General features: G+C 69.7%; 5 protein-coding genes and 1 pseudogene. 4 read left to right on the top strand and 2 right to left on the bottom strand.

Annotated elements, in window-relative coordinates:
- Window positions 1-157: 157 nt before the first annotated feature.
- Window positions 158-913, bottom strand: coding sequence for a hydrogenase nickel incorporation protein HypB (gene hypB / locus DD1DGNOD_RS15320; RefSeq protein WP_131767132.1), 756 nt, complete (start codon window positions 911-913; stop codon window positions 158-160).
- Between the two features lie 52 nt (window positions 914-965).
- A complete protein-coding gene (locus tag DD1DGNOD_RS15315) occupies window positions 966-1304 on the bottom strand; it encodes a hydrogenase maturation nickel metallochaperone HypA (RefSeq protein ID WP_131767131.1) in 339 nt (112 codons plus the stop codon).
- 297 nt (window positions 1305-1601) lie between these two features.
- Between DD1DGNOD_RS15315 and DD1DGNOD_RS15310 the strand changes: the two genes are divergently transcribed.
- From DD1DGNOD_RS15310 to DD1DGNOD_RS28120, 4 genes and pseudogenes are all read left to right on the top strand, one after another.
- On the top strand, window positions 1602-2180 hold the full coding sequence (locus tag DD1DGNOD_RS15310) for a hydrogenase maturation protease (protein ID WP_241251555.1): 579 nt from the start codon (window positions 1602-1604) through the stop codon (window positions 2178-2180).
- Window positions 2177-4690: a carbamoyltransferase HypF gene (locus DD1DGNOD_RS15305; RefSeq protein ID WP_131767130.1), complete on the top strand. Its 2514-nt coding sequence runs from the start codon at window positions 2177-2179 to the stop codon at window positions 4688-4690. The genes DD1DGNOD_RS15310 and DD1DGNOD_RS15305 overlap by 4 nt, the downstream gene beginning before the upstream one ends.
- Window positions 4691-4692: 2 nt before the next feature.
- Entirely contained in the window at window positions 4693-4983 is a 291-nt protein-coding gene (locus DD1DGNOD_RS15300; protein ID WP_131767136.1) for a HypC/HybG/HupF family hydrogenase formation chaperone, read from the top strand.
- Window positions 4980-5279 (top strand): annotated as a pseudogene (locus DD1DGNOD_RS28120) (hydrogenase assembly protein HupF); the annotation flags it as partial. The gene DD1DGNOD_RS15300 and the pseudogene DD1DGNOD_RS28120, both read left to right, overlap by 4 nt.

Genomic DNA, 5279 nt, shown 5'->3' with positions numbered 1-5279 from the left:
GTGTTATCGAGCCGGCAGAGAGGGTGTGCGCCGGAGTCGGTCAATGCTCTACCTCCGCACGTCACCGATACGACTTACCTGTCCCTGACGGACGATGGATGGCTGAGGGCCGCGGGTACGCATCCGCAGCTCGATCCCCGTGGCTGGTCGGGTTGTGTTACACGGACAGCCAGTCGCACCATGCGGTGAGGCCGTCGCCGGTGCGGGCGCTGATTTCCAGGGTGGTCACGCCGGGGTTGACGTCGGTGAGGTTGCGGCGGAAAAGCTCGAGGTCGAAGTCCAGGTGGGGTAGCAGGTCCACTTTGTTGATCAGAACGAGGTCGGCGGACCGGAACATGATCGGGTATTTCAGCGGCTTCTCCTCGCCTTCGGTGATTGAGAAGATCATCGCCCGCCGGTGTTCGCCGACGTCGAACTCGGCCGGGCAGACCAGGTTGCCGACGTTTTCGATGACGACGAGGTCGAGGAGGTCCAGGCGCAGGCGTCCGATCGCCGAACGGATCATGGCGGCGTCGAGATGGCATTCGCCGCCGAAACCCTGCCCGGTATTGACCAGCGACACCACCGCGCCCAGCCCGGCGAGCCGGTCGGCGTCAATGCTGGTCTCGATGTCGCCCTCGATCACCCCGACCCGCAGCGTGGAGCACAGCCGGCGGAGGGTTTCCCGGAGCAGGGTCGTCTTACCGGCGCCCGGCGCGGACATCAGGTTGACGACATGCGTCCCGGCGGCGTCGAAGTCGCTGCGGTTCGCGGCGGCGAGCCGGTCGTTCTCGCCGAGGATCGCGGCCAGTACCTCGACGCGCTGCGCCCCGGTCTCGTACCCGGAATGATCGCCCACCCCGCGGTGGTCGTTCTGGGCGTGGTGTTCGTGGTCGTGCGGGGTGCCGTCGGCGTGCCAGTGGAATCGGCCCATACTGATCCTCCTCCTCCGGTTCGCGGTGTCGATGGAATCAGCCTGTGGCGGCTCACGCCTCCGCGAGTTCCAGGGAAGTGATCAGAAACTCCTCGCCCCGCACCACCGACACGCTGCGACCGCCGCACTGCCCGCACAGCAGGACCGGCACGGTGAGCGTCTGCATATGACCGCAGTCGGTGCAGCGGATCTGTGCCGGCACACTCTCGATCCGTAGCTGCGAGCCGTCCAGGGCGGTGCCTTCGCTGACCAGCGACCAGCAGTGGACGAGGGTGTCCGGCACGATCTGCCGTAATTGTCCGATCTGTATGTATACGGTCTGTACCGGACGGTCACCGGCGTGCTCGGCGACGATGCCGGCGATGGCGCGGCAGATCGACAGCTCGTGCACAGTGAGTCCCCTCTGCGGGTCCGTCCGACTTGGCTGGTTCGTCCGGTCTGCGGATCCGTCCGGTTTCGTGAGCCCGTCCGGTTTCGTGGGTCTGTACGGCGGGACGGGCTTCAGCGTTCGGCGTCAGTGGTCGACATCGGTGGTCGGCATCAGTGTTGACCATCCGGATCGTGCCTGCCGGTGGGTTGCGGCAGCGGAGCGGGCGTGAGCTCGGCAACTTTGTGATCAATGGAATGGTCCTGGAGCGCGACAGGTAGAAGATCGACACGGAACGGATGGAACGGATGGAGGAGCCCGGTGACGCAGCTCCCCGAGGAACCCGCCGGCGGCACCGCAACGTCGCGGTGTGATCTTCTCCTGGTGGGCTGCGGCAACGTCCTGCGCCGCGACGACGGCGTCGGCCCGGTCCTCATCCGGCAGCTGTGGGAACAGGGCGTTCCCGACGGGGTGCAGATCGTCGATGGTGGCACCGCCGGGATGGACGTGGCGTTCCGGATGCGCGGGGCCCGCCGGGTGGTCATCATCGACGCCGCTCGGACCGGCGTGCAGCCGGGCACGATCTACCGCGTACCCGGCCCCGAGCTGGCCGATCTCCCTCCGCTGGAGGGCCTGCACACCCATGCCTTCCGCTGGGATCACGCGCTGGCACTCGCCAACTGGCTGGAAGGCCAGGCACTTGGGTCGCCGGAGGCGGACGCCTACCCCGGCGACGTCACGGTGTTCCTCATCGAGGCCGAGTGCGTCGACGCGGGCTGGGAGCTGTCCGCGGCGGTGCGCCGTGCCATGGAGGAGGTCATCGCCCTGATCGAACGGGACTTCCTGGCCGGGTTCCGCCGGCCCGGTGCGGCTGGTCCTCACCCGGGGTCACGCGCATGACCGCGGCTGGCATCCGTCCTATGACCGCCGGTCACTCCGGTGCTGTGGAACGGCTGCGGCTACGGGTCGAGGGTGTTGTGCAGGGGGTTGGATTCCGGCCCTTCGTCTACCGGCTTGCCGTTGCGCTCGGTGTCGACGGCTTTGTCGGCAACGACCCCGGTTCGGTGTTCATCGAGGTCCAGGGCCCACCGGCAGTGGTCACGGAGTTCCTGCAGCGGCTGCGCAGCGACGCACCGCTCCCGGCCTGTATCACGACTCTGCGGGCGGAAGTCGTTGTGCCGGCAACCGGGGAGCCCGGCTTTCGCATCGTGGCCAGTCGCGGTGGCGGCGAGGGCGCCCGTACCTTCGTCCCCGCGGACATGGCGGTGTGCGACGACTGTCTACGCGAGCTGTTCGACCCGGCCGACCGCCGCTATCGCCATCCGTTCATCACCTGCACCACCTGCGGTCCCCGGTTCACCATCATCCGGTCGCTGCCCTATGACCGGGCGGCCACCACCATGGCGGGCTTCCCGATGTGCCCGGCCTGCACGGCCGAGTACCACGACGGGGCCGACCGCCGTTTCCACGCCCAGCCGGTGTGCTGTCCGGACTGCGGGCCGCAGTTGTCCTTCGTGCCTTTCACGCCTTTCGTTCCCTCTGTTCCTTTCGCGCGTGGACGTCACATCGCGACCGGGTCGGACGCGGCCCTGGCCGCGGCCCACCGGGCGCTGGTCGACGGTCTGGTCGTCGCGGTGAAGGGGATCGGTGGCTACCACCTGGCCTGCCGGGCTGACAGTCCGGCGGCGGTGCGCCTGCTGCGCGAGCGCAAGGCACGGGCGGGCAAGGCGTTCGCGGTGATGGCCCGCGATCTTGCGGTGGCCGGGCGGCTTGCCGAGATCGACCCGGCCGAGGCCGCGGTGCTGCGCGGCCCGGCCCGTCCGATCGTGCTGCTGCGGCGCCGGCCGGACGCCCCCGTCGTCGCGGACGTGGCGCCGGGCAACCCGCTGATCGGTGTGCTGCTGCCCTACTCGCCGCTGCACCACCTGCTGTTCGCCCAGGTGCCCGGCATGGCCGTCCCGTCTCCTGAATTCATGCCTCCTGAATTCATGGTGCTGACCAGCGCCAACCTGGCCGGCGAGCCGATCTGCTTCGACGACACCGACGCCCGGAGCCGGCTGCCGGCGCTGGCCGACGCGATGCTCACCCACGACCGGCCGATCCAGGTGCCCTGCGACGATTCGGTGGTCCGTGTCGTCGACGGCCGCGAACTGCCGATCCGCCGGTCCCGCGGCTACGCACCGCTTCCGGTCGACCTCGGCGGGGCGGTGTTCCCGGTCGACCTCGGCCAGATGGCGCCTGTGGGCAGCCTCGGTCGGGGGGCGCTTCCGGGCGACCGAGGTCGACCGGCCGAGGCGATCCTGGCCGTCGGCGGGGAGCTGAAGAACACCTTCTGCGTCACTGACGGTGAGCGCGCATTCTGTTCGGCCCATGTAGGCGACATGGGCAGCCTCCAGACGCTGCGCGCCTTCGAACGATCGGTCGACCAGCTCACCGCCCTGCACGCCGTGCGGCCGGTACGACTGGTCGCCGACGCTCATCCGGGGTACTCGACCCGTGGCTGGGCCGAGCGCCACGCCGGTGACCGGCCGCCGCTGCTTGTCCAACACCACCACGCACATGTGGCCTCCCTGCTCGCCGAGCACGGCAGGCTGGGCGAGCCGATTGTCGGGGTGGCCTTCGACGGCACCGGTTACGGCACCGACGGTGCCGTCTGGGGTGGTGAGGTGCTGCTGCTCGGATCGGACAGCCACCGCTTCACCCGTGCCGGCCATCTGCGCGAGGTGCGGCTGCCCGGTGGGGACGCGGCCGTACGCAACCCGTGCCGGATGGCGCTGTCCCATCTGGACGCGGCCGGCATCCCGTGGGAACCCGACCTTCCCGCGGTGGCCGCGTGCGAGCCCGCCGAGCTGCGGGCGGTGCGTTCCCAGCTCGACAGCGGCATCGGCTGTGTCGGCTGCACCAGCATGGGACGGCTTTTCGATGCCGTGTCCTCGCTGCTCGGCGTCTGCCACCGCGTCGGTTACGAGGGCCAGGCCGCGATCGAGCTCGAGGCGCTCGCCGCCACGACCGCCGACGCACCACCGTCACCAGCGCTGCAACCGGCATCACCGCTGCGGCTGCCGGTTGGTGCGGACGGCGTGCTTGATCCGGCCCCGCTGCTGCACGCGCTAGTGGCCGGGCTGCGCGGGGGCACACCGGTTGCGGTGCTGGCCGCGGCGTTCCACGAAGCGGTGGCCGACGCGGTCGCCGACGTGGTGACGCAGGTCGGCCGGGAGCGGGGTGTGCGGCTGGCCGGTCTCACCGGCGGGGTGTTCCAGAACGTGCTGCTGTTGCGCGCCTGCCGGGATCGGCTGCGCGCCGCCGGATTCGAGACGCTCATCCACCGTGTGGTGCCGCCCAACGACGGCGGGCTGGCGCTCGGGCAGGCGGCGATCGCGGTGCTGTGCATGAGCGACGAGGAGACGTGACCATGTGTCTGGGGATTCCGGGCAGGATCGTCGAGGTCTGGGACGAGAGCGGGACCAGGATGGCCCATGTCGCCTTCCCCGGCGAGACGCGGAAGGTGTGCCTGGCCTACCTTCCCGATCTCGGAGTCGACGACTACACCATGGTGCACGCCGGTTTTGCCCTGACCCGGCTCGACAAGGAGTCGGCACTGCTCACCTTGGACGTGATGCGCGAGTACGAGCTGATCGACGACACCGTTACGGGCTGTGACACCATGACGTGCTGTTCCGGGAGAACCGAGGGAGCACGATGAGCACCCCGGTGATCGCCGACGGTATGGACGACGGGAGCCTGACCGCTGATCTTGCCGCTGATCTCGCGGTTGCCTCGCTCGCATTGGCTCGATGTTTCGCCGATGGCGCCACCCTGTGGTGCGTTTCGCCGTCGTGGGTGCCGCACGCCCACCATGTCGCGGTCGAGTTCGTCCACCCGGCCGTCGTCGGCAAGCCGGCGCTGCCCGCGGTGGCCGTGACCGGTCCGGATCCCGTCGCCATGATCCGCCTGGCGGCCCGGCCCGGTGACGTGGTCCTCGCCGTGGCTGCCGCCGGT

Source organism: Candidatus Protofrankia californiensis, from assembly GCF_900634765.1.
Taxonomy (GTDB): Bacteria; Actinomycetota; Actinomycetes; order Frankiales; family Frankiaceae; genus Protofrankia; species Protofrankia californiensis.
Note: the sequence above shows the minus strand (reverse complement) of the source record. Positions and strands in the feature narration are given on the sequence as shown.

Bases quoted from the DNA above. Each gene is read 5' to 3' on its own strand.
- hypB (WP_131767132.1), bottom strand. From the start codon at position 913: ATGGGCCGATTCCACTGGCACGCCGACGGCACCCCGCACGACCACGAA.
- DD1DGNOD_RS15305 (WP_131767130.1), top strand. From the start codon at position 2,177: ATGACCGCGGCTGGCATCCGTCCTATGACCGCCGGTCACTCCGGTGCT.
- DD1DGNOD_RS15300 (WP_131767136.1), top strand. From the start codon at position 4,693: ATGTGTCTGGGGATTCCGGGCAGGATCGTCGAGGTCTGGGACGAGAGC.